The sequence below is a fragment of the Mucilaginibacter sp. 5C4 genome (assembly GCF_034345625.1).
Classification (GTDB): Bacteria; Bacteroidota; Bacteroidia; order Sphingobacteriales; family Sphingobacteriaceae; genus Mucilaginibacter; species Mucilaginibacter aurantiaciroseus.
In genome coordinates this window covers 3362203-3384598 of record NZ_CP133775.1, presented here as the reverse complement: position 1 = coordinate 3384598, position 22396 = coordinate 3362203, and the positions used below count along the sequence as shown (strand labels likewise).

The following is a 22396-nucleotide window of genomic DNA, read 5'->3' as shown; positions in this document are numbered from 1 at the left end:
TTTACAAGGATGCTAAGGTTCAAGTATGGGTTTGCATTCTAAAGCAACCTTGTTCATTGTATTTTGAGGAACTGGTACCATAACAGAATTAGGATACATTTTCTTGAGTTTTTCTAAAACACAGTCACAAAATTTATCTGTCGTCTTTGGATATTTGGGCGAAAATATCGCTTTAAAGTTATCTCTAAATGTTTTATCGATCAATGGCGTCCATCGTTCGTAAACAGGGATAAGTTCGGTTATCTCGCCATTTTGATAGGCTATCAAAGCATATTCACGGCCAAGCCTTATGTTTAAGTTTTTTAGGCTATCCTTTGATACGGAGTTTAAACCATTGGGAATCTCCTGCTTTAGCCGCTCAAGAAAAAAGTTTACATATTTTTCTCGTTGCACCTTGTTGGGCATCGTTGGTTTTGATGTAGAGTCAAGATAATTATAGAAACCCTGTTCGTATTTTTTTGTCCATACTTTAGGATTTGGTTGCGCCTTGCATGCCGTTGCCGTTATAATATTATATGCAATAAAGATAATTAGTAGCCTGTTCATTTACTTAATTTCATTTTTATCAAATGTAATTATTTACGCCGCACAAGTACAATTGTCTGTAATGCCTATTAAAACGGTAGCATTTATTAAAATTTACAAAATTGCTAAGTGTAAAAATAACACCCTATATAAAGCAGCAGGCGGGTTTTATGCACATTTATTGGCATTTAGCTAAGCGTAATTGGCTAAAACTTTAATAATGATATAGGTAAAACCCATAATTTTTATAACTTCGAGCCCCAAACATACGCTCATGGATTTAAAAAATATTAAAGGTGTTCTGCATGGTGACCAAGTGCAGGAACTATTTGAAGCAGCTAAAAAACATCAGTTTGCTTTACCTGCCGTTAACGTTATCGGCACAAACACTATTAACGCGGTAATGGAAACAGCTGCGGCTGTTAACTCACCTGTTATTATCCAGTTATCAAACGGTGGTGCCCAGTTTTACGCTGGTAAATCATTAGATAACTCAAAACTACAGGCCTGCATTTTAGGTGGTGTATCTGCTGCAAAGCACGTGCATTTATTAGCCGAGCACTACGGTGTTGCGGTTATTTTACATACCGACCACGCCGCTAAAAAATTATTGCCGTGGATAGACGGTTTATTAGAGCATGGCGAGAAATTTTTTGCTGAAACCGGCAAACCGTTGTTCTCATCGCACATGTTAGACCTTTCTGAAGAGCCTATCGAAGAAAATATTGAAATATCTGCCAAATACCTTGAGCGCATGGCCAAAATGGGCATGACCGTTGAAATTGAGCTTGGTGTTACCGGCGGCGAAGAAGACGGCGTTGACAACTCTGATGTAGATAGCTCACGTTTATATACCCAGCCGGAAGAGGTTGCTTACGCTTACGAAGAACTTTCTAAAGTTAGCCACCGCTTTACCATTGCTGCTGCATTTGGTAACGTACATGGTGTTTACAAACCGGGTAACGTTAAATTACAACCGGTTATCTTACACAACTCACAAGAGTTTTTGAAAGAGAAACATAACCTTACTGCCGAGAAACCGATCAACTTTGTATTCCACGGTGGTTCTGGTTCAAGCCAGGAAGAAATTCGCGAAGCGATATCTTACGGTGCTATTAAAATGAACATAGATACCGATATGCAGTTTGCATTTTGGGAAGGTATAAGGGATTACTACCAGGCAAAAGAAGGCTACTTGCAAACTCAAATTGGCAGCCCGGATGGTGAAGATTCTCCAAACAAAAAATATTACGACCCACGTGTTTGGTTACGTAAAGCAGAAGAGACCTTTGTTAAAAGGCTAACCGAAGCTTTTGGCGATCTTAACTGTATAGACGTTAACAGCAAACTGTAATTGTTACAAAACTATTAGGAATAAAAGAAGCGCCGGTGTTACAACATTGGCGCTTCTTTTTAGTTGTTATTTAAATTTAAAAACGATGGCTAAGGGTAAAAAGAATCTATTTGAAAGGTTTGCCAACTGGGCAACAGCAGCAACTGGTAGTTCGGCAGCATTTATCATAGCTATCTGTACCATTTTAGTATGGTTGGTAACCGGGCCGATATTTAACTACTCGGATACCTGGCAGCTTATTATCAATACCGGTACAACTATTATTACCTTTTTAATGGTGTTTTTGATCCAAAAAACGCAGAATAAAGATTCAAAAGCTATCCACCTTAAGTTGAACGAGTTGCTTGCATCGCACCAGGGTGCCAGCAACCGGATGGTTGTTATTGAAGACCTGACCGAAAAAGAACTGGATCAGCTGCATAAATTCTATGTGCAATTATCTGACTTGGCCGAGAAAGAGGATGATATTACCTGTACGCACTCAATAGATGCGGCAGAAGAGAACCACGAATCTAAACTATCCGGTTACCGGTCGAAACCACATTACCAGCATGCCATCAAAAATAGAAGTAAAGCCGGTAAATAATCCCGCAGACCTGGAGACGGCTTTTGCTATACGGCACGAGGTATTTGTTATAGGCCAAAACTGCCCTGCTGACCTTGAACGGTCGAATGAAGAAGAATCTCACCATTTTTTAGTTACCGTTGATGGTGAACCTGCCGGGGCATCGCGCTGGCGCAAAGCTGCCGATGGCTATAAGTTGGAACGTTTTGCTGTGCTTTCAAAATTCCGCGGTTTTGGCGTAGGGCAGGCGCTTGTAAAAGCCGTATTAGCCAATTTGCCTGCTGATGCCGATTACATATACCTTAACTCGCAAACACCCGCGGTAGGCCTTTACGAACGCTTCGGCTTTGAAAAAGTAGGGCCTCAGTTTGAAGAGGCGGGGATGATGCATTATAAAATGGTTTTGAAGAAATAGAATCAAAAAGTCAAGAGTCAGGAATCAAGACACTATCGTCATCATCCAAAAACTTTCCCCGAGTAATCCATAGCTTCGCTTAATTTGCCCAGATCAAGCCCAAGGTCGAGGTTTTGGTGGAGGAGATATGCTATAAGGTTTTCGGTTGCGATGTTGCCTGTGAGGTCATCTGCGGCCATCGGGCAGCCGCCATGTCCTTTTAAGGCTACATCAAACTTTTTACAACCTGCTTCATAAGCGGCGGCTATCTTTTCCTGCCAGGTATCGGGCGTGGAATGCAGGTGCACGCCAATTTCTGTAATTTCTGATAAGTTGGTGAGGGCAGGGTACAGGCTGATGATCTGTTCAGGTGTAGATGCGCCTACGGTGTCTGATAAGGCAATATAACCAATGCCTTCTTCTATCATCTTTTGCGCCCAGTGCTGCACTATTTCGGTATTCCACTCGTCCCCGTAAGGGTTACCAAAACCCATGGACAGATAAATTAACAGGCTTTTATTATTAGCGCCGCACAGCTCGTTAATGCGCTTCACATTGTCAAACGCCTGTTCTATAGTAGTGTTGGTATTGCGAAGCTGAAATGTTTCTGAAATTGAAAAGGGATAACCCAGGTAGTGGATCTCCGGATGAACAACCGCATCCTCAGCGCCGCGGTAATTGGCGATGATGGCTAAAAGTTTCGATTTGGTATTATCCAGGTCGAGCTTGCTTAAAACCTCCGCTGTATCGCGCAGTTGCGGTATGGCCTTTGGTGATACAAAGCTGCCGAAATCAATCGTATCAAAACCTACCTGTAAAAGCAGGTTGATGTAAGCGGCTTTAACGTCAGTAGGTACAAAGTCGTGCAAGCCCTGCATGGCATCGCGTGGGCATTCGGTGATCTTAAAATGTTCGGCCATTGGTTAGTCTGGTTTTGATACCTGCTCGTCTTTTTGCACAAGCTCTTCGCGTTTAAAGTTACGAATTATCAGCCTGCTGCCACCATTATAGGTAACGTAGCTGGCAACCCAGTTAATGAATACAATAACGCGGTTACGGCCACCCATAAGTGATATTAAGTGCACAAACATCCATATCAGCCAGGCAAAAAAGCCCTGAAATTTTAGTTTGCCCAGATCGGCAATGGCTTTGTTACGGCCGATAGTTGCCAATGAGCCTTTGTCATTATACTTGAACGGAACGGTTGGTTCGCCTTTTATTAATCGATAAATATTTTTACCTGTAGTTTCACCCATTTGGATGGCAACCTGTGCCACGCCGGGGTGGCCTTTAGGGGTTTCTTCGGTAATCATAGCCGCCACATCGCCAATAGCAAATATGTTGGTGCTGCCGGCAACACGGCAAATAGTATCGGTTTTTATACGGTTGTCTTTTTCAATGGCATCTTTAGATACGCCCTCGGGCACAACGCCCATCACACCTGCCGACCAGATTACATTTTTGGTAAGGATGCTTTTACCACCCTCAAATTTTATTTCTTTACCGTCAAAGCTTTCTACTTTAACATTCAGCAATATCTCAACGCCCATTTTGTGCAGGAAATCCTCGGCAGCTTTTGAGCCTTCGTCAGAGAATGAGCCTAACACCTTCGGGAGAAAGTCTACGAGGTAAACTTTCATTTCCTCTTTCATCAGTTCGGGGTAATCCTTATTCAGCACGTGGTTACGTAACTCTGCTAATGCGCCTGCAAGCTCTACACCGGTAGGGCCGGCGCCAACCAATACGAATGATAGGAAAGGCGCGCGTTCTTCCTTAGAGGGTTTTAAAATGGCCTCCTCCAGGTTTTGTAGCACCATGTAGCGCAGGTTTAATGCCTCGGGGATAGATTTCATGGGCATCGCGTAATGCTCTATCTCTTTATTACCGAAGAAGTTGGTGGTTGAGCCTGTGGCTACAACCAAGTAATCATAGGCAATCTCACCTATACTGGTTATGATAACATTACGTTCGGCATCTATTTTGCTCACCTCGGTATGGCGGAAACGCAAGTTCTTTTGTCCCTCAAAATTCTTCCGGAGCGAGAAAGCGATAGATTCGGACTCCAAACTACCCGTAGCTACTTGGTATAACAGGGGCTGAAAGGTGTGGTAGTTGTGCTTATCTATCAGGATAACTTCTACAGGCTTATCTGCAAGTTGTTTGGCTACCTGTATGCCGCCGAAGCCGCCGCCTATTATTACTACCGTTGGGAATTTTGATTGATCAGTGGGGTTCATGAGCAAATGTTTTATTAAGCCATCCCCATCCCCACCCAAACCCTCCCCTGAAGGGAGAACTAATGATTTTTAAAGTCTCCCCTTCCGGGGGGAGATTTAGATGGGGCTGGCGGACTGTTAGTAGTAAAACAAAAAAGGCCCCAAATGTTCTTTGGGGCCTTTAAAATTATATTGAAATGATTATTTCAGGTCTTTCTTTCCAAAATCGATGATAACCGGTGTGGCTACACAGATAGACGAATAAGTACCAAAAATAACACCAATTAACAACGCGAATGAGAAGCCTTTGATAACATCGCCACCAAAGATGAACAATATCACTAATATCAGGATCACTGTAAACGCAGTAATAATGGTACGGCTTAAGGTATTGTTAATAGCGTGGTTAATAACCTCTTTCGGGTCGGTATTTTTCTCGTGCAGTAAGAACTCGCGGATACGGTCAAATACTACCACGGTATCGTTAATTGAGTAACCAATTACGGTAAGCAATGCAGCGATAAACGCCTGGTCGATATCTAAAGAGAACGGAAGGATATCCTTAAACAACGAGAAGAATGATAGTACCAGCAATGAATCGTGCGCGGTAGCAACCATTGCACCAAGGCTAAACTGCCATTTGCGGAATCTGATCAAAATGTAAGCAGAGATAACGATGATAGCAAAAATGATGGTCCACTTAGCTGAAGCTTTAACCTCGTTTGCTATAGTAGCCTCCACTTTCTGGTGGCTTAAGATCTGGCTCTTCTCAATTTTAGTATCCGGGTTAGCAGCTAAAGCTTTTATAAGTGCTTCCTCTACTTTATCATCGGCATTTGGTGAAGTGTCATTGATCAGGTAGTTAGTATTGATACTCATTTTGTTACCAGTACCGTATGTTTTTACCTCGGCACCATGGCCAATAACACCGTCAATAGACTCGTGGATCTGCTCGGTAGTAACCGGATGGGCAAACTTAATAATGTAAGTGTGGCCACCACCAAAATCAACGCCGTAGTTAAAACCACGTGTCGCCATTGATATCAGACCAGCTACGATAAATATACCAGAGAAGATATAAAATTTGAAGCGATTTTTAACAAACGCGTAGTTAGCATTTTTGAAGGTATGAGAGCTCCAAGGGCGAGAGAAGGTAATGTCCCAACCTTTTTCTAACATAAACTCAAATATCAACCTCGAGATCAATAATGAACAGAACAACGTTGTTATGATACCGATCATCAATGTAGTTGCGAAACCTTGTATAGGGCCGCTACCAAATAAGAACAATATAACACCTGTTAAGAAGGTACTGATGTTGGCATCAAGGATAGATGGTAAAGCGTGTTTAAAACCATCGGCAACAGCTATACGGATAGACTTGCCTAAGCCAAGCTCTTCGCGCACACGCTCGTAAACCAATACGTTCGCATCAACCGCAACACCCAATATCAGGATGATACCGGCGATACCAGGCAGTGTTAACACCGCACGGATACTTACCAATACACCCAGCAGGAAGAATACGTTGATCAATACCGCTATTACAGCTACAGTACCTGCGCGTTTGTAGTAGGCTACCATAAAGATAAGGATAACTACTAAACCAAGGATACATGATAATAAACCTGCGCTGATAGCCTCCGCACCTAATGATGGGCCTACAACTTCTTCGCCAATGATACGGGCAGGTGCCGGTAAACGGCCTGCTTTTAATACGTTGGCTAAATCTTTTGTATCTTCTTGTGTGAAGTTACCGCCAGATATTGATGATACACCACCAGAAATTTCGTTTTGAACGTTAGGGGCAGAATAAACGTTATCGTCTAACACGATAGCGATAGCTCTTTTTTGTGCTGAAGCTGATGCTTCTGCAGTAACGGTTTTCCATTTTTGTGCACCCTGAGAATTCATGTACATGGTAACCTCAAAGCCGCCTTTTTGCTGGTCAATATCGGCACGTGCATCGTTGATTACGTCGCCTTGTAATACCGGGCCATTTTCGGCACCCGCAAGTTTAATGGCATATAATTCAAATACCTTTGTTTTTTTGATAGGTTTTACACCCCAAAGGAATTTCATGTTTCGTGGTATAACAGATTTGATATCTGCACTGTGTAGATAGTTGTTAACCTTAGCGGTGTCTTTAACTGCCGAGTAGCCTACGATAGGGCCCGGGTTTAATTGCTGCTGGCCGCTTTGGTCCTGGTAAGTAACCGGCGACATTACTGCGAATAACGGGTTCTGTGCAGCAATTTGTGTTTTGTTTAAACCTGCAGAATCTTTACCCGCTGTTGCATTTTTTAATTTGCTTAACAAGGATGCGGCAGAATTTTTAGCTGTTGCCGGTTTAGCAGTAGCTGCAAGTTTTGCTTTAGCAGTGTCTGCTTTTGCGGTATCTTTTTTAGGAGCAGCAGCTTTAGCTTTAGCAGCCAATAAACCGTTAATGTTGTTTAACAAAGCGTAAACCTCGGTATTATCATAAGTTTGATAAAACTCCAATTTAGCCGAACCTGATAATAATTTACGAACACGCTCCGGCTCTTTAACACCTGGTAGTTCAATTAAAATCCGGTTGGTGCTTTTTTGTAGCTGGATGTTTGGTTGTGTTACACCAAATTGATCAATACGGGTATGTAATACCGTGTATGATTGTTGAACCGCTACCGATGCCTGGTCTTTCAGGTAAGTTTCAACTTCGCTGTTTGATGAATTGTATTTTAACTTATCCTGATTGTTGCTGTTTGCAAATATGGCGGCAAGTTTGCTGTTTGGTGCCAATTTTTCATACTCGTCAACAAAAAGGGTTATGTAATCCTTTTGCTCGGTTACGCTAAGTTGTTGCGCGTTTGTTAAAGCTTGGTTAAAGGCAACATCGGTGTTGTTGTTTGATAACTTAGTTACCAGCTCGCGCAAAGAAATTTGCATCGTAACGTTCATACCGCCTTTTAAGTCGAGGCCCAGGGCAAGCTCCCTGTCTACGCAATACTGGTAAGTATGGCCAAACACCGGGTAAACCGGTAATGTTGAAATAGAATCGAGATAAGCCTTTTCCTTTTCAAGATTGCCTTTAGAATATGCTTTGGCATCATTCTCAACTTTGTTGGCCACCCATGTGAATGAAAGCTGGTATAAGCAAACCACAGCCAGCAGAATGGCGAAAAATTTAATAACCCCTTTACCTTGCATCGCGAATTAAATATGTAATTAATTAGTTTATAAGCTTTTTAAATAAGACGGCAAATCTAATAAAATTTCACAAGCCTGAAATTTTTAATTGAAACAAAATATTCTAAGTTTTTGTTACCGGCGGTTTAGTGTGATAAATGAATAAGGGAGCGGGTTTTTCTCATCCGGCTCGTTATATTGCCGGCTGGCTTCGTCCCATTTCACGTAGTCAATTTCGGGGAAAAAGGTATCGGCCTCAAAATCTTTGTGGATTATTGTGAGGTAAATACGGTCGGTTTTATCCATAGCCTGGCGATATATCTCGGCCCCGCCGCCAATAAACACTTCATCATCGTGCGCGCAAAGCGACAGGCCTTCATCGATAGATTTTACCACTTCACAGCCGGGGATCTCTATATCCTGTCTTGTGACCACAATATTGCGACGGTTTGGCAGGGGCTTGCCTACCGACTCGTAGGTTTTGCGCCCCATAATAATGGTGCGGCCGGATGTGATCTCCTTAAAATGTTTAAGGTCCTTCGGCATGTGCCAAAGCAACTGGTTGTTTTTACCAATGGCGTAATTTTGGGCTATGGCTACTATGATACTTATTGTCATTGGGCAAGTCTTGTAAAAAGTTCTTTATTTTCCTCAATGATGTTTTCTATATGCTTAGCAATGGTAGCATCATTTATAATATGTTTTATGTATTGTAAAACTTCTAATAAATGTTTGTCAGGTAGTTCATTTATCAGATCATGTATTTCTTTTCGTGTTTGTATTGCAAACATATAAATATTGTTAAACCGCAACCATCCCTTTAATATGCGGATGCGGGTCATAGTTTTCCAATGTAAAATCTTCAAACTTAAAATCGAAGATGTTTTTTACATCGGGATTTATTTTCATAGTTGGCAGTGGCCTTGGGTCGCGGCTTAATTGCAGCGTGGCTTGCTCCAGGTGATTGTTATAAATGTGAGCGTCGCCAAAGGTGTGTATGAAGTCACCACAATCAAGATCACACACCTGGGCTACCATCATAGTAAGCAGGGCGTAGGATGCAATGTTGAAGGGTACCCCCAAAAATATATCGGCACTACGTTGATATAGCTGACAGGATAATTTACCTCGGGTTTCGCCTTTTGAAGCATCAGCAGGCTGCACGTAAAACTGGAACAGGCTGTGGCACGGTGGCAGCGCCATCTGGTTAACGTCGGCAACGTTCCAGGCCGATACCATCATGCGGCGCGAATCCGGGTTGTTTTTGATCTGGTTTACAACCTGTGTTATCTGATCTATGTGGCCGCCATCGGGCGTAGGCCAGCTGCGCCATTGGTAGCCGTATACCGGGCCAAGGTTGCCGTTCTCGTCGGCCCAATCGTCCCAAATGCGTACGCCGTTATCTTTCAGGTATTGTATATTGGTATTGCCGGTTAAAAACCAGATCAGCTCGTGGATGATAGATTTCAGGTGCAGTTTCTTGGTGGTTACCATCGGGAAGCCATCCTGCAGGTTAAAACGCATCTGGTAACCAAACACGCTTAATGTGCCCGTACCGGTGCGGTCATGCTTTTGCGCTCCGTTATCCATCACATGCTGCATCAGGTCGAGGTACTGTTTCATTTGTTAGTTTATTGGTGAGTGGTTAAATGGTGAGTAGTTAGAAAAGAGAATAACCATTCTCCCAATCAACCACCCACTATTCACTTTTAAAAATCACTACAAATAAAAATAATCTATTTTTGGTATCCTACTGATGTGTATAAATACATGCGGTGTTAATTGAATTTTTGATGATAGCATTTCCCAACGCCAAAATAAATATCGGCCTTAATATTATTGCCCGCCGCCCCGATGGTTACCATGATCTGGAAACCGTTTTTTACCCCGTCAAAATTAACGATGTGCTGGAGGTGGTGGAGGCCGATAAACTGAGTTTTGAATCTGACGGTTTGGACATCCCCGGCAGGCTGGAAGACAACCTTTGCATCAAGGGTTATCATCTACTGAGACAAAATCACGATATACCGCCCGTGAAAATTTTCCTGAAGAAGAATATTCCGATAGGCGCGGGGCTTGGAGGCGGATCTGCCGACGCCGGATTTTTCATTAAACTGATGAACGATAAATTTGGGCTTGAGCTTGGTGATGACAAGATGGAAGATTACGCCCGCGCGCTTGGCGCCGACTGTGCTTTCTTTATCCGTAACAGGCCGGTTTTCGCGTTTGAGAAGGGAGATGAGTTTGAACCCATCAACCTTGACCTATCAGCCTATAAAATTGTATTGGTGATGCCTGATGAGCATGTATCTACCGCAGAAGCGTACAGAGGCGTAAAACCGGCTGCCGTTCGCGACTCGTTATACGACCAGGTAAAAACACCCCTTACGGCATGGAGAGGGCATATTAAGAATGATTTTGAAGGCCATATCTTCCGCGACCACCCCATTATACGTGGCGTAAAAGCAGAACTGTATGAGCATGGCGCCGTTTACGCGAGTATGAGCGGAAGCGGCGCATCCGTTTTTGGCATTTTTGAGACAGCGCCAAACCTTGATGACATGAAGGAACACTACCAGGTATTTGAAAATGTGTGATAAGGTATGGAATGTGAATCTATCTCAAATCTAACGTCTCATACCTCACATCTAATCTTTGCTGATATAATCCCTGTCTTCGTCACTTAGTGTATTTTTATCCTCATCTGCGTGCAGCTCATCATAGTGCTCGCTGATGTTGTACTTCTTGTTTTTTGGGCGGCCAACCAGTATGCCTAAAATAAACGCCGACACCGCGATCGCTGTCATCACCGGCAACTTCGACATGTAGCCCGTACTAAACAAAAGTGTGAATTTCACCTCGTCGGTATTTTGCATGATGATGATGGTTAGTAACACCACAATTACAAGCGCGATAATATTTTTGATGCTCATCGTTTCTTCCCCGGTTTTAAGTTTCTACAAGATGCGATTTTAAAACCTATTTTTAAAATACCGGATTTTGATAATCGAAAACCTGACGGGAAATTCTGACCGGAATAAAACCGGGCGGGTCAAGACACCCTAAGATCTATTTTTAAAATCGCAACCCGGCAAATGGCTTTTCAATTTCCCCTGCAAATAAATTCTATCTCAGTTTTTATGGCACGATAATCGCCTTATACCGATTGAACGGGCGTTGAATTTTGATCCCGATTTTTCGCTCAAAATTCAAATCTGTATACGCGTTCGGCATCTGCCCCAATTTATTTTAAATCTCAACTTTCCAGTTCGGTACACTATCTTCCGAATTACTTACTGTTTAAGCAAAGCGAATTTTTACGTTATTTAACCTTGTTTAAATATCTCATTTACAATAAACTAAATGAGTTATATGGTGCTTATAATATAAATTACTACAATTATTAGTATTTGTAATTTTTTTAAATTTGATATATGTCAATTTTTAATATATATAAATTTCATATTGCATTGATTATCAAACTATTATTTAATTTTTATGAATTGTATATTCAAACTTTATTATGAAATTTAAGCCGTTTTTAGGGCTTGTTTATAAGTAAAAGTGGATATTAAATTTAATACACTAATTGATTTTGGAAAATGGCACCATTTCGCCCAAAAAGTTTGTGGTGTGAAATCGTACCTCTAAAAATCAGGATGGCTTACAATGGCTTAAAATGCCTTGGAAATGGAGGCGTGCTTTGCCCCTACCCGTGGAGTTGAGGCATAAAGGAGACATGATCTTTACGAAAAAAGGATGTAAAGATTAACGGTTACGGCGCTTGGCCACCTGCTTTTGGGCAACAGGAAACAGGAAAACGGTAGACAAAATAATAACAGACCCAACCCAAAAACCAATCGACATTTTATTCATATCGCCAAAGAAAAGGAACGACATAATGATGCCATACACCGGCTCCAGGTTGGTAACAAGCGCTACTTTAAAAGCCGAGATCTCGCGCATTACAGATACACCTGCAACGTACGCAAGGGCTGTACATACGGTGCCGAGGATAACCAGGTAACCAATATCTGAGAGATTAGGTATGGCAAACTCTGCCAGCCCGCCGGTAGCAAAAAGGTAAATAGTGATCCATAACAGCGCGCCGCTCAGCTCGTAAAATGCGATCACAGGGGCGTCCATTTTCTTTACAAAGCGGCTGTTGATGATGGAGAAAAGGCTGGCCAGTATAGCGCTTACAAGCCCGGATATGATGCCCTTAGTGTATTTAGATTCGAATTTGAAGATCAGAATGATGCCGATAATTATTAAAATTCCGGCTACGATTTCCATTTTAGAGATACGTGTTTTATTGATCAGTGGCTCAAAAATGGCGGTAAAAAGGGTGATAGATGAGAGGCAGACCAAGGCCACAGGGATGGTAGAAAGCTTGATAGAAGCGAAAAAAAGTATCCAGTGACCGCCCACTAAAGCGCCCGTAAACGCCAATTTTCGCACCGTTTTCGCCTCAATTTTGAACGCGGTTTTGTTGAATTTGAAGTATAAAAACAACGATAAGGTTGCAATTAGCACCCGATACCAAACCAAATTAACGGCCGAAATGGTGATCGCCTGGCCCAAAATTCCTGTAAATCCCCAAATAAAAACGGTAAAATGGAGGATTAATAGGTTTTTATTTAGTCCCGAAATCACATTTTTTCGTCCTGAATTGATACCCGTTTCGGCCATTATTGTTGATTACTTTGGTGCTTTGATGATGAGGATATAGGCTAAGGTGCCAAAAATTAAGCTGGGTGTAAGCACTGCTATTAATGGCGGGAAGCCTCCTTTAATGGCAAAAACCAGTGCGAATTTGTTAACCACGATGTAGGTAAAGCAGATAAAAATCCCTATCCCAAGTGGCAGCCCAACCCCTCCGCGAACCTTCCTGGAGGAGATAGCAACGCCTATACAAGTGAGCACAAAGGTTGATAATGGTTCTATAAAACGCCTGTATTTTTCGAATTGCATATCTACAATAACACCCGTGCTGCGGGTCTTTTCTTTCTCAATTCCTTTGTTTAAAATAGACAAACTCATGGCCCCGTAGATGTTGCTGATCACGTTATCGTGGGCTTCAAAGTCTACCGGGCGCATGTCTAAAACGGTATCTAAAGAAGGCATGTTTTGTTTTAAAATCTCCTTTAAACCGTTCACATAACGGATGGTTGGCGTGTTCAAAGTCCACCTGTTTTTGAGCGAATCAAACTTAATGCTGGTGGCAGTAAGCTTCTCTTTTAACTCATCCCCATCGAATTTTTCGAGGGTAAAATTGTAGCCTGTTTGCAGGCTTGGGTCGTAAGTTTCGAGGTAAACAAAGGTGCGTTTATCCAGTTGGATGTGCACTTCGCTCTTGGACGGAGCGTCGTTTTTAAAGAAATGCAAGGCTTCGAATGTTACTTTTAGCTTGTTGGTGTATGGTAAAACGTAAAGATTTAGCAGTATAGAAACTGAAAATATAAGTGATGCGGAGATTAGATACGGCCTCATAAACCGGTAAAAACTGGCCTTACTGGTCAGTATCGGGACGATCTCGGTCTGGTTGGCCATCTTGGCCGTGAAGAAAATTACCGCTAAAAAGTTGATCAGCGGCGATAGTAGCATCATATAAAATGGCACAAAGCCGGCGTAATAAATAAATATTACATCATGTATCGTGGTAGCATCCCCCAGGAAATTGTCCAGGTGTTCTGATACGTCAAACACAACCGATATCACCAAAAAAATACCCAGCGTGAACACGAATGTGCCCAGGTACTTCCTCATGATAAAGGAATCTATAATGGTTAAATGCTTATCTAAAAAGCGCTTCATTTACAATCTTTGGCCTAAACGGGTTACCATAACTTTCTTCCAGTCGTAAAACTCACCGCTGATGATTTTATTGCGTGCTACCTTAACTAACCATATGTAAAAGTGCAGGTTATGCAGGGTTGCTATCTGCGCGCCCAGCATTTCGCCGCTATGTATGAGGTGGCGCAGGTATGCTTTGCTGTAACAGGTATCGGCAAAAAGATCGCTATCGGCCTCAATGGGGCTAAAATCGTTCTTCCACTTTTCGTTTTTAATGTTAATGATGCCCTCTTTGGTAAATAACATGCCGTTACGCGCGTTACGGGTAGGCATCACACAATCAAACATATCAATACCTAAAGCAATGTTTTCCAACAGGTTAAGTGGCGTGCCCACACCCATTAGGTAACGTGGCTTATGCTCGGGCAGTATATTACAAACTACCTCGGTCATGGCGTACATTTCTTCGGCCGGTTCGCCTACGCTGAGGCCGCCAATGGCGTTTCCTTCGCGCTCAAAAGACGCGATAACCTCTGCAGAACGCACCCGCAGATCCTTATAAACCGACCCCTGTACAATAGGGAACAGCGTTTGGTCGTAACCGTATTTAGGTTCTGTAGTGTCAAAGCGGTCGCAGCAGCGTTTAAGCCAGCGATGGGTCATCTCTATAGAGCGTTTGGCATAGTTATAATCGCAGGGGTAGGGCGTGCACTCATCAAATGCCATGATGATATCGGCACCTATAATGCGTTGGATATCCATCACATTCTCGGGCGTAAAAAGGTGTTTAGACCCATCTATATGCGACCGGAATGTTACGCCTTCTTCCTTTATTTTACGAACATCGGTAAGCGAATACACTTGGTAACCGCCGCTATCCGTTAAAATAGGGCCTTCCCAACCGTTAAATTTATGCAGGCCACCGGCCTGTTCAATGGTGTTTAACCCCGGCCTTAAGTATAGGTGGTAGGTGTTCCCTAATATGATCTGCGCCTTAATATCGTCCTTCAGCTCGCGCTGATGTACTGCTTTTACCGTGCCGGCTGTGCCTACAGGCATAAAAATTGGCGTTTGTATAACCCCGTGGTCTGTAGTCAGCTCGCCCGCGCGGGCTTTAGAAAGGGGGTCTTGTGCTGTTAAATTAAATTTCATTTATCCCCGTAAAATTAACAAAAGTTTGCGGGTTATGAGGTGACAGAAATGTGGAGATGCAAAGTGGTAAAGGGGCAACGTAAAGTACACGATATGAAGCCTGCGAAAACAAAATAATTTAGATTTTATTGCCGTCACTTTTAAGGGACGGAATAGTTAAACATATTAGATGGCTTTAGCCAAATATTCATACTTAATTTAGGCTAAAGCCATTTATGTATGTTCGCTATCCGTTGGCTGAAGCCAACGGCAATGAAATTGTTGTATCTCCAAAACACGCGAAGTATCGCGTCTATACGTTAAAAACATCTGTAGACACGCGATACTTCGCGTCTCCTTGCATAGCAGATTTGCGTTAAGGATTGCAGCGTATGCAGCCCGTTGGCTAACGGATAAGGCCTGCGCAGTATGAGCGTAAAGCCCGGGCCGTAGGTAACGCCATAATTAGAGATTGGTGATTATTTGAGCAGCCTACATACTAATATAACCAAAATAATCGATATAAATGGTGTGAAATTGGCGGTTATGGAATAATACACATCAAAAGTAGGGGCTTATATTAAATATATTAACATTTCGACCTTAAAATGTTACAACATTACAACCTTTTTTATCAACTTTGCACCTTATTATTAAGGGGTTTGGAAGCTTATATACAAGAGGCATTATTTGTTCTATTTCAGTTATGTTTTATTGTGCAGCTGTATTACCTCATTAGTAATCACAGTAAGCTTATGCGCTATAGCCTGCAGGATGCAATACCAGCGCCAAGCGTGCCCATTTCCGTTATCATCAGCGCCCGAAATGAGGCCCGCAACCTTACCGAAAACTTACCTTATATATTACAGCAAAATTATCCCGATTACGAGGTGGTTGTGATAAACGATTGCTCGAGCGATAATTCTGACGAGGTTTTGCAGGATATACAGCGCGAGTTTGCACACCTTAAGGTGGTTACCATTACCGAGCATGTCCGCTTTAAAACCGGTAAAAAGTTCGCTTTAACACTGGGTATCAAAGCGGCTAAAAACGAGCACCTTTTGTTTACCGATGCCGATTGCAAGCCCGATACCCTAAACTGGATCACCCGTATGGCGGCCAAGTTTACCGGCAGCACGCAGATCGTTTTAGGCTATTCGCCATACACCCGTACAGGTAATTTCTTAAACCCGTTCATTAGGTTCGAGACCTTGAAGACTGCTCTTAACTACCTATCGGCAGCGCTTAATGGTAACCCTTACATGGGCATTGGCCGTAACCTGGCGTATACCAAAACCTTATTTTTTGGGGCGAAGGGTTTCGCGGCGCATATGCACGTAATATCCGGCGATGACGACCTTTTTGTAAACCAAAACTCCACACCGGAAAATACAGTAATTGAGATACACCCCGATACTTTTATTTATACCGATGCTAAATCGACCCTTGGTGGTTGGTTCAGGCAAAAGAAAAGACATATGGGCGTAGGTAAATTGTATAAAAATATCCACAGGCGCGCGCTTAGTTTTGATGCGGTTAGCGGCTTTTTATTTTATGTTTTATTTATATTGTGCCTGGTGTTCAAATTTGAGCCGCTGTTAGCTATAGGCGTAGTGGTTTTTAGGTTAGCATTACAGTTAATTATTTATAGCAAGGTATTTAAACGATTGGCCTGCGGTGATCTGGTATGGTCATTGCCCTTTTTTGATATGATATATTACATATATTTAAACGTGTTTGGATTGATAGGTACCTTTATTAAAACCACCAGATGGAAATAAATAAGAATTTTACCGAAAATGCGAAGAACGATTTTCACTTGGTTGTAAAGGCAAGGGAGGGCAGCCAGAAAGCTTATGCCGACCTGATGCACCGCTATAAAGATTCCATTTACTTTATGGTGTTGAAGATGGTGAACAACAAGGAGGATGCCAACGACCTTATGGTTGAAACCTTTGCCAAAGCCTTTGAAAAACTGGAAAAATACCAGCCTGAGTACGCCTTTAGTACCTGGCTTTTCCGTGTGGCTACCAATAACTGTATAGATTTTATCCGCAAGAAAAAGCTGAATACTCAATCGATACACGGGATGCTGGATGAGGATGGCGACGAAAAGCCGCTGCAGATCAAATCGGACTTGCTGAATCCCGAGGAGTCGTCCATCAAAAAACAACAGACAGAAGAACTTAAATTACTGATAGAAAGTTTACCCATCCGTTACCGTAACCTGATCACCCTGCGCTATTTCGACGAGTTATCGTACGAGGAGATAGCACAACAGCTGGACCTACCTCTGGGCACCGTTAAGGCGCAATTGTTTAGGGCACGCTACCTGTTAGGTAATGTGATTAACCGCCATAATAAGGATGACATCTGATATCCTGCTCAAATACTTTCCCGGCCTAACTCCTGAACAGCAAGCACAGTTTGCCCGGCTGCAGGAACTTTACACCCTTTGGAACAGCCAGATCAACGTAATATCCCGTAAGGATATCGACCTGCTTTACGAGCGCCACGTGCTGCACTCGCTTGGTATAGCCAGGGTGATGCCCTTTTTACCCGGCGAAAATGTGCTGGATGTAGGCACTGGTGGTGGCTTCCCTGGGATACCATTGGCTATTATGTTCCCCGAAACAAACTTCCATTTGGTTGATTCTATCGGCAAAAAAATAAAGGTAGTTAACGAAGTTGCCGCGGCTTTAGGCTTGCAAAACGTTAAAGGCACCCACGCCCGTGCCGAAGAGATTAAGCAGCAGTTTGATTTTGTGGTATCGCGCGCGGTTACGCAGCTGAAAGATTTTTACCCATGGGTGAAGGGCAAATTCAGCAAAAAATCTAATAATAAATTAGCTAACGGCATCCTGTATTTAAAAGGCGGGGACCTTACACAAGAAATTGCCGAAGCGGGTTTAGCCGTTCAGCAATATCATCTCAAAGACTACTTTGAGGAGGAGTTTTTTGAAACCAAGCAGGTTATTTATGTGAAGGGGTAATCACTTAACTATGATTGATGATTTACCAAATAGTTCTATAACGCGGTTTTTTGTTTCGGCTCCCACTTGTTTAAAGCGTATGCATCACCTTTGGTATGTACAACAGATGAATCTGATGCGGTTATATATACTTTTTTACCGGTTGGCACCGGCTCGCTTAATTTAAACCTTTCGCCATTTACAAATATTAGTGGCGCTTTTGCAGTGCCCCAAACTTGGGCTGCATCATTCTTCTTAACAGCAGGCGGCACAATTTCAATTGGCTCAACAGGTTTTACGTTAGCTGATCTTGCTGGTTTTGGCGGGGCAGGCGGCGGTGGTGGTGGGGTTAGCCTTTTGCGCTGCTCGGCTGTCATACCTAAAACATGAATTTCGCCTACATAGTTACCCGGTTTTGCCGGTGACGGGAAAGTAACCGGTTTTGCTCCAATGATAATAAAGTTCACAATCATGGTATAATCGCCGGCTTTATCTTTTATTTGGCCTTTATAGCCGTTTACTGAGTTTAATAAAGCATCATCAAAGCCCATTCTTTGGTTTCCGCTTAGTTTTACATTGCTGATGTGACCATTTTTATTAACGCTAAATGTTAACGATATACTTCCCTGGCTTTTTTTATCAAAGGCGGCTTTCGGATATTTAACATTCATGTTTAAATAATCACCAAAATCCCGGAAACTTGTTTTTAAAGGAGCAATAGGCGGCGGTGGGGGCGGCATAAGTTTTTGTACAGGGGGAGCAGGCGGCGGTGGTGGTGGCAGAAGCTTGGGATTTGTACTAAAGGCCTTGTCTGTTACCGATGCTTCTTTGATGAACGCCTTCATATTATAATTAAAAAACTTGTAGTTGTACTTTTCCATTAGCATCTTACGGTCGGCCGCTGTGGCATTAGTGCTGTTATAAGTTTTTTTGTTGCCGGCTTTATCTGTTATGGTAACTGTAGCATATTCTGTTTTTTTATTTATTAGGTAACCATTTTCCTGTAGTACGAAATTTTTACCAAAAATGGCCGGCGGGCGTACAGCAAAAGTGGTATCAGGTTTAATTGCGGGTACGGCAGTTTTTCGCGGGGCCAGGTCAATAAAGCCATAATCTTTACTAAACACCAGGGTAGATGCGCAGAGCATGCCCGCGCAAAGCGGTAGCGCTGCCAGGTACTTTAGCCTCGCTAACTTACCCGATCGGTTTTTGTTTAACATAATGATCCTCTTTTTTAATAGGTTATAATTGAAGAATGAATGCGCTATAGTACTGCCCTGTATGCCGTAGGCGTTGTTCAATAAAAAAGAAGAGTAGGCGAGGGCGTCCTGCTCATAGGCGGCGGTTTGCTCGTCGGCTATGTACTCGTGGATGGTTTTAAGGCTGCGTTGGATAAGGTAGATGAAAGGGTTAAACCAGTTAAAAACTTTTACAACTTCCAAAAAGATAATATCTGCCGAGTGTTTTTGGCGGATGTGCACTAACTCGTGCGCTATAATGGTTTCGGCCTGGGGTACGTTGCTGCCAATGAACAGGTAATTGAAGAATGAGAAAGCGGTGTTCTCATCAGTCAGTTTAACCAGTTTGTACTGATCCTGATACAATGAATGATTTTTACGTGTAAGGATATACAGCTTACGCAGGCGGAATATCAACACAAAAAGTGCAATAACCACACCCGCTACGTAGATATAAACCATAGCGTCGTCAAACGTAAAGTGTTTAACGGGTTCTGCAAATTTGATTTGCTGCACCCTTACCGGGTTAAAATTTATCGAAGGAAGCGGCTCTTCAATTCTTATCTCAGGAATCACCGGTTTTAAGATACTCAACTGCGTAACCGGCAGTACAAAGGCAATTATGCAGCTAAATATGAGGTATACACGGCCCAGCAGGTAATGGGTATCACCGTTCAGGAATAAGCAATAGCACAAATAAAATACACTCAGGTAAATATTTGCCTCGATCAGGTAATGCAGCCAGCTCATTTTTTTTGAGATTTAAGTTTGTTGATCAGTTCAGTCAATTCATCCAATTCTTTCAGGCCAAGGTCTTTTTCATCGGCGATGAACGATACCAGGCTTTTGTAGGAATTATCAAAGTAGTTGGTCATCAGCTTATCAAACGTAAACTTCTTATAATCGTCCTCACTAATAAGGGGGAAGTACACATGCGAATTGCCGTATGCTTTATGGTCTATAAATCCTTTGCCCTCCAGCACGCGCACCACGGTTGATACCGTGTTATAAGCGGGCTTGGGTTCGGGGATCTTCTCCAGTATATCTTTTACTATTCCTTCTTTCAATTGCCACAGTATCTGCATGATCTGTTCCTCGGCCTTGGTAAGTTCTTTTAATTGCATAGCAAACTATTTTTGTAGTTGAATAAAGGTAGAACTATTTTTATAGTTTGCAAACTATTTTTGTAGTTTCTTTAAATTATTTTTAAAATAGAGGTTGTCAGTTTGAGCTTGTCGAAGCGCGCGCGGGGGGAATAGTCCGCTAATGGTTCGACAGGCTAATCATGACAAGGCTGTTTGATTGCCGCTAACAAATTTATTTCACCTATAAATGCTAATTATTTTAGGAAAATATATATTTTAGGGCTTCAGAAAAATACATGTCACTACTACACCAGGTTGCTTTAACATTTGTAAATAAAATAGGGCCGGTGCTTGCCCGGTCAATGGCGAGCCACTTTGGTGGTGCCGAAGAAGTATTCAAAAAATCGAAGGAGGCCTTAACCCAAGCCCGTGGGGTAGGCGCGAAAAGACTTGAACTATCCGACTTTAATGAGGCCTTGCGCAGGGCCGAGCAGGAGTTGAAGTTCATCGAAAACAACAAAGTGGATGTATTATACTATACCGATCCACGTTTCCCGCGAAACCTGAAAAACTGCCATGATTCGCCTCTGCTACTCTATTCAAAAGGTAACGCCAACCTTAATAATCATCGCATCATTAGTATTGTAGGCACCCGTAACGCTACTGATTACGGCCGTAATTTGTGCAAGCAACTCATTGAGGAACTGCAGGATTATAATATTTTAATAGTAAGCGGGCTTGCCCTTGGTATTGATACAGCCGCGCACCGCGAAAGTATCGCGCTAAATGTGCCAACGGTTGGTGTACTTGGGCATGGTTACGATAGGATGTATCCGACCCAAAATAGTTCACTTGCCGAAAAGATGCAGCAAAATGGCGGGCTTTTAACAGAATATCCCTCGGGCACAAAGCCAAACAGAGAGAACTTCCCGTCGCGTAACCGCATTGTTGCCGGCATGGCAGATGCTACCATTGTGGTAGAAGCCGGACTAAAAGGCGGCGCGTTGATCACTGCCGAGATCGCCAATAGTTATAACCGTGATGTGTTTGCTTTCCCCGGCAGGTTGGGGGACGAATATTCTGAAGGGTGTAATTTCCTGATCCGTAATAACAAAGCGGCCCTGCTAACCTGCGTTGCCGATCTGGCCTACAGCCTGGGTTGGGAAAAAAATAGTGATATCACAAGCCCGCCTGAACAATTAATACTGCCGATTGACCTATCTGCGGAAGAACGCGCGGTTTACGAAATCATCCAACAAAATAAACTTCCCCTGGCAATTGATGACCTGTCGATAAAAGCCAATATGCCTATGAGCCAGTTAGCTATGACCTTGCTTGATATGGAGTTGCAGGGTTTTATCCGGTCGTTACCCGGGAAAATGTATAAGGTGAATTAACAGCCCCACCCAAACCCTCCCCGAAAGGGAGGACTTAAAATAAAAAAGTCTCCCTTACCGGGGGAGATTTAGAGGGAGCCCGGCGTATCATAAAAGGCAAGTTTTCCTGTTGCTTCATAGATCTCTGTCCAGGTGTCCAGTTCAAATTCTATTAGCGCTACCGAGCATGGGGGCACTTCCCTAATAGCCCCGCTTAGGTAATAAAGCACTTGGCTAATACCCGGATTATGACCCACAAGGGCAATAAAATCTTTATCCTGCGGTAAACCGTCAATCACTTTTAATAATGCACTTTCGCTGGCATCGTATATCGCCTTATCAGTAATTGCTTGCTGTAATCCTAAAACCTGGCTAAAAACGTTTGCGGTAGACAGGGTACGCAAAGCGGGACTTGCAACCAATATTTGCGGTTGAATGCTGTTCGCCTGCAATCGCGCGGCTATCAATTCGGCTTGCCGGAAACCTTTATCGGTTAACGGGCGTTCAAAATCAACAAAGCCACTTTCGTGGGTTGCCTTAGCATGGCGGATCAGCAATAACTTTTTCATGGCGTGT

22 protein-coding genes are annotated in these 22396 nt (G+C 42.8%); 8 read left to right on the top strand and 14 right to left on the bottom strand.

What is annotated here, in order from left to right:
- Positions 1 to 12: 12 nt before the first annotated feature.
- Entirely contained in the window at positions 13 to 546 is a 534-nt protein-coding gene (locus RHM67_RS15940) for a hypothetical protein (protein WP_322227899.1), read from the bottom strand.
- 253 nt (positions 547 to 799) lie between these two features.
- Between RHM67_RS15940 and fbaA the strand changes: the two genes are divergently transcribed.
- From fbaA to RHM67_RS15925, 3 genes are all read left to right on the top strand, one after another.
- Positions 800 to 1879 carry a class II fructose-bisphosphate aldolase gene (gene fbaA, locus RHM67_RS15935; RefSeq protein WP_322227898.1) on the top strand — a complete coding sequence of 360 codons (1080 nt, stop codon included), beginning with the start codon at positions 800 to 802 and terminating at the stop codon, positions 1877 to 1879.
- Between the two features lie 85 nt (positions 1880 to 1964).
- Positions 1965 to 2465 (top strand): low affinity iron permease family protein, encoded by a 501-nt coding sequence (locus tag RHM67_RS15930; protein ID WP_322227897.1) that lies wholly within the window; start codon positions 1965 to 1967, stop codon positions 2463 to 2465.
- Entirely contained in the window at positions 2431 to 2859 is a 429-nt protein-coding gene (locus RHM67_RS15925) for a GNAT family N-acetyltransferase (protein WP_322227896.1), read from the top strand. Before RHM67_RS15930 ends, RHM67_RS15925 begins: the two co-directional genes overlap by 35 nt.
- A 41-nt stretch (positions 2860 to 2900) precedes the next feature.
- Here RHM67_RS15925 and RHM67_RS15920 read toward each other — a convergent pair whose 3' ends face one another.
- The 6 genes from RHM67_RS15920 to RHM67_RS15895 all read right to left on the bottom strand — a co-directional run bounded on the left by RHM67_RS15920 (position 2901) and on the right by RHM67_RS15895 (position 9845).
- Complete coding sequence (locus RHM67_RS15920; protein ID WP_322227893.1) at positions 2901 to 3758, bottom strand: hydroxymethylglutaryl-CoA lyase; 858 nt, start codon at positions 3756 to 3758, stop codon at positions 2901 to 2903.
- A gap of 3 nt (positions 3759 to 3761) precedes the next feature.
- Positions 3762 to 5075 carry an NAD(P)/FAD-dependent oxidoreductase gene (locus RHM67_RS15915; RefSeq protein WP_322227891.1) on the bottom strand — a complete coding sequence of 438 codons (1314 nt, stop codon included), beginning with the start codon at positions 5073 to 5075 and terminating at the stop codon, positions 3762 to 3764.
- Between the two features lie 180 nt (positions 5076 to 5255).
- Positions 5256 to 8243: a protein translocase subunit SecDF gene (secDF, locus tag RHM67_RS15910; RefSeq protein WP_322227887.1), complete on the bottom strand. Its 2988-nt coding sequence runs from the start codon at positions 8241 to 8243 to the stop codon at positions 5256 to 5258.
- 114 nt (positions 8244 to 8357) lie between these two features.
- Positions 8358 to 8840, bottom strand: coding sequence for a dihydrofolate reductase (locus RHM67_RS15905; RefSeq protein ID WP_322227885.1), 483 nt, complete (start codon positions 8838 to 8840; stop codon positions 8358 to 8360).
- Positions 8837 to 9013: a hypothetical protein gene (locus RHM67_RS15900; RefSeq protein ID WP_322227884.1), complete on the bottom strand. Its 177-nt coding sequence runs from the start codon at positions 9011 to 9013 to the stop codon at positions 8837 to 8839. Before RHM67_RS15900 ends, RHM67_RS15905 begins: the two co-directional genes overlap by 4 nt.
- A gap of 10 nt (positions 9014 to 9023) precedes the next feature.
- Positions 9024 to 9845, bottom strand: coding sequence for a thymidylate synthase (locus RHM67_RS15895; RefSeq protein ID WP_322227883.1), 822 nt, complete (start codon positions 9843 to 9845; stop codon positions 9024 to 9026).
- 170 nt (positions 9846 to 10015) lie between these two features.
- On the opposite strand from RHM67_RS15895, the gene ispE reads away from it, so the two are divergent.
- Entirely contained in the window at positions 10016 to 10819 is an 804-nt protein-coding gene (gene ispE / locus RHM67_RS15890) for a 4-(cytidine 5'-diphospho)-2-C-methyl-D-erythritol kinase (protein ID WP_322227882.1), read from the top strand.
- A 51-nt stretch (positions 10820 to 10870) separates the two neighbouring features.
- On the opposite strand, the gene RHM67_RS15885 is transcribed toward ispE, so the two are convergent.
- From RHM67_RS15885 to tgt, 4 genes are all read right to left on the bottom strand, one after another.
- Positions 10871 to 11155: a hypothetical protein gene (locus tag RHM67_RS15885; RefSeq protein ID WP_322227881.1), complete on the bottom strand. Its 285-nt coding sequence runs from the start codon at positions 11153 to 11155 to the stop codon at positions 10871 to 10873.
- Positions 11156 to 11990: 835 nt separating this feature from the next.
- Positions 11991 to 12914, bottom strand: a complete 924-nt coding sequence (locus tag RHM67_RS15880) for a DMT family transporter (RefSeq protein WP_322227880.1) — start codon at positions 12912 to 12914, stop codon at positions 11991 to 11993.
- Between the two features lie 9 nt (positions 12915 to 12923).
- Positions 12924 to 14039, bottom strand: a complete 1116-nt coding sequence (locus RHM67_RS15875; protein WP_322227879.1) for an LptF/LptG family permease — start codon at positions 14037 to 14039, stop codon at positions 12924 to 12926.
- Entirely contained in the window at positions 14040 to 15170 is a 1131-nt protein-coding gene (gene tgt, locus RHM67_RS15870; RefSeq protein WP_322227878.1) for a tRNA guanosine(34) transglycosylase Tgt, read from the bottom strand.
- A 734-nt stretch (positions 15171 to 15904) separates the two neighbouring features.
- On the opposite strand from tgt, the gene RHM67_RS15865 reads away from it, so the two are divergent.
- From RHM67_RS15865 to rsmG, 3 genes are read left to right on the top strand one after another with little or no spacing between them, the layout of a single operon-like run.
- Positions 15905 to 16930: a glycosyltransferase gene (locus RHM67_RS15865; protein ID WP_322227877.1), complete on the top strand. Its 1026-nt coding sequence runs from the start codon at positions 15905 to 15907 to the stop codon at positions 16928 to 16930.
- Positions 16921 to 17526: an RNA polymerase sigma factor gene (locus RHM67_RS15860; protein WP_322227876.1), complete on the top strand. Its 606-nt coding sequence runs from the start codon at positions 16921 to 16923 to the stop codon at positions 17524 to 17526. Before RHM67_RS15865 ends, RHM67_RS15860 begins: the two co-directional genes overlap by 10 nt.
- Positions 17516 to 18142, top strand: a complete 627-nt coding sequence (rsmG, locus tag RHM67_RS15855) for a 16S rRNA (guanine(527)-N(7))-methyltransferase RsmG (protein ID WP_322227873.1) — start codon at positions 17516 to 17518, stop codon at positions 18140 to 18142. The genes RHM67_RS15860 and rsmG overlap by 11 nt, the downstream gene beginning before the upstream one ends.
- A 35-nt stretch (positions 18143 to 18177) precedes the next feature.
- On the opposite strand, the gene RHM67_RS15850 is transcribed toward rsmG, so the two are convergent.
- On the bottom strand, positions 18178 to 20109 hold the full coding sequence (locus RHM67_RS15850) for a M56 family metallopeptidase (RefSeq protein WP_322227872.1): 1932 nt from the start codon (positions 20107 to 20109) through the stop codon (positions 18178 to 18180).
- Positions 20106 to 20483 carry a BlaI/MecI/CopY family transcriptional regulator gene (locus RHM67_RS15845; protein WP_322227871.1) on the bottom strand — a complete coding sequence of 126 codons (378 nt, stop codon included), beginning with the start codon at positions 20481 to 20483 and terminating at the stop codon, positions 20106 to 20108. The genes RHM67_RS15850 and RHM67_RS15845 overlap by 4 nt, the downstream gene beginning before the upstream one ends.
- A gap of 257 nt (positions 20484 to 20740) precedes the next feature.
- Here RHM67_RS15845 and dprA point away from each other — a divergent pair, with 257 nt between their 5' ends.
- Positions 20741 to 21841, top strand: a complete 1101-nt coding sequence (gene dprA / locus RHM67_RS15840; protein ID WP_322227869.1) for a DNA-processing protein DprA — start codon at positions 20741 to 20743, stop codon at positions 21839 to 21841.
- A 68-nt stretch (positions 21842 to 21909) separates the two neighbouring features.
- Here the strand turns inward: dprA and RHM67_RS15835 are convergent, their stop codons facing one another.
- Entirely contained in the window at positions 21910 to 22389 is a 480-nt protein-coding gene (locus RHM67_RS15835) for a SixA phosphatase family protein (RefSeq protein WP_322227866.1), read from the bottom strand.
- Between the last annotated feature and the right edge of the window lie 7 nt (positions 22390 to 22396).

Coding starts and splice junctions, on each gene's coding strand:
- RHM67_RS15940 (WP_322227899.1), bottom strand. CDS start 546: ATGAACAGGCTACTAATTATCTTTATTGCATATAATATTATAACGGCA.
- fbaA (WP_322227898.1), top strand. CDS start 800: ATGGATTTAAAAAATATTAAAGGTGTTCTGCATGGTGACCAAGTGCAG.
- RHM67_RS15930 (WP_322227897.1), top strand. CDS start 1,965: ATGGCTAAGGGTAAAAAGAATCTATTTGAAAGGTTTGCCAACTGGGCA.
- RHM67_RS15925 (WP_322227896.1), top strand. CDS start 2,431: ATGCCATCAAAAATAGAAGTAAAGCCGGTAAATAATCCCGCAGACCTG.
- RHM67_RS15920 (WP_322227893.1), bottom strand. CDS start 3,758: ATGGCCGAACATTTTAAGATCACCGAATGCCCACGCGATGCCATGCAG.
- RHM67_RS15915 (WP_322227891.1), bottom strand. CDS start 5,075: ATGAACCCCACTGATCAATCAAAATTCCCAACGGTAGTAATAATAGGC.
- secDF (WP_322227887.1), bottom strand. CDS start 8,243: ATGCAAGGTAAAGGGGTTATTAAATTTTTCGCCATTCTGCTGGCTGTG.
- RHM67_RS15905 (WP_322227885.1), bottom strand. CDS start 8,840: ATGACAATAAGTATCATAGTAGCCATAGCCCAAAATTACGCCATTGGT.
- RHM67_RS15900 (WP_322227884.1), bottom strand. CDS start 9,013: ATGTTTGCAATACAAACACGAAAAGAAATACATGATCTGATAAATGAA.
- RHM67_RS15895 (WP_322227883.1), bottom strand. CDS start 9,845: ATGAAACAGTACCTCGACCTGATGCAGCATGTGATGGATAACGGAGCG.
- ispE (WP_322227882.1), top strand. CDS start 10,016: ATGATAGCATTTCCCAACGCCAAAATAAATATCGGCCTTAATATTATT.
- RHM67_RS15885 (WP_322227881.1), bottom strand. CDS start 11,155: ATGAGCATCAAAAATATTATCGCGCTTGTAATTGTGGTGTTACTAACC.
- RHM67_RS15880 (WP_322227880.1), bottom strand. CDS start 12,914: ATGGCCGAAACGGGTATCAATTCAGGACGAAAAAATGTGATTTCGGGA.
- RHM67_RS15875 (WP_322227879.1), bottom strand. CDS start 14,039: ATGAAGCGCTTTTTAGATAAGCATTTAACCATTATAGATTCCTTTATC.
- tgt (WP_322227878.1), bottom strand. CDS start 15,170: ATGAAATTTAATTTAACAGCACAAGACCCCCTTTCTAAAGCCCGCGCG.
- RHM67_RS15865 (WP_322227877.1), top strand. CDS start 15,905: ATGCGCTATAGCCTGCAGGATGCAATACCAGCGCCAAGCGTGCCCATT.
- RHM67_RS15860 (WP_322227876.1), top strand. CDS start 16,921: ATGGAAATAAATAAGAATTTTACCGAAAATGCGAAGAACGATTTTCAC.
- rsmG (WP_322227873.1), top strand. CDS start 17,516: ATGACATCTGATATCCTGCTCAAATACTTTCCCGGCCTAACTCCTGAA.
- RHM67_RS15850 (WP_322227872.1), bottom strand. CDS start 20,109: ATGAGCTGGCTGCATTACCTGATCGAGGCAAATATTTACCTGAGTGTA.
- RHM67_RS15845 (WP_322227871.1), bottom strand. CDS start 20,483: ATGCAATTAAAAGAACTTACCAAGGCCGAGGAACAGATCATGCAGATA.
- dprA (WP_322227869.1), top strand. CDS start 20,741: ATGTCACTACTACACCAGGTTGCTTTAACATTTGTAAATAAAATAGGG.
- RHM67_RS15835 (WP_322227866.1), bottom strand. CDS start 22,389: ATGAAAAAGTTATTGCTGATCCGCCATGCTAAGGCAACCCACGAAAGT.